The organism is Vibrio sp. 2134-1 (assembly GCF_033339495.1).
Genome location: NZ_JAWOUS010000517.1, coordinates 1 through 658, shown reverse-complemented (window position 1 = coordinate 658; position 658 = coordinate 1). Strand labels below are relative to the sequence as shown.

At 47.7% G+C, this 658-nt stretch carries 1 protein-coding gene and 1 pseudogene; both read left to right on the top strand.

Annotation, left to right across the window (positions count from 1 at the left end):
- Positions 1–28: 28 nt before the first annotated feature.
- A pseudogene (locus R7R78_RS30065) lies at positions 29–406 on the top strand (methyl-accepting chemotaxis protein); the annotation flags it as partial.
- A gap of 54 nt (positions 407–460) precedes the next feature.
- The coding region (locus R7R78_RS30060) for a CZB domain-containing protein (protein WP_406707404.1) at positions 461–658 on the top strand (198 nt) is incomplete at its 3' end.

The following is a 658-nucleotide window of genomic DNA, read 5'->3' as shown; positions in this document are numbered from 1 at the left end:
AAACGAAGAGCTAAAGCTGCTTGATGATATGTTCAAGCAAACACATCAAGCACTCGCACGTCTGGATGACCGAGCGGTAAAAATCAGCTCACAAGCCACTCAAAGCATTGAATCTGTGCAGATATTAGATAACACCGCGACTTCTATTTCCCACCTTGTATCTACTATCCAAGAGATTTCTGACCAAACGAACTTATTGGCTCTCAACGCAGCGATTGAGGCTGCACGCGCTGGTGAAGCAGGCCGCGGATTTGCCGTGGTGGCGGACGAGGTAAGAAATTTGGCAGGCAAAGCCAGTGAAGCGAGCGAACAAATTGATTCGCTGGTTAATCAGGTGCTAACCCAAGTCAGCTCAATCAAAAGCGCGATTGATGAAAACCAAATCTGCGCAGAAGAAGTATCCGCCTCTTCGGCGCAAATTGGCTCAATCGTCAACGAGGTGGTTGTCAAATCAGAGCACATGAAACGGGTGATCCACTTTGCGTCTACCCGCTCTTTCCTCGATACGGTCAAGCTTGATCATGCCATTTGGAAAAACAACATCTATCGCTTGCTGCAAAGTGGCTCTTTTGGTGAAACCGTCAATAGCCATTCAGAATGTCGATTGGGCCAGTGGTACTACAGAGGTGACGGCAAAGCATATAGCCAACTAAGAAGC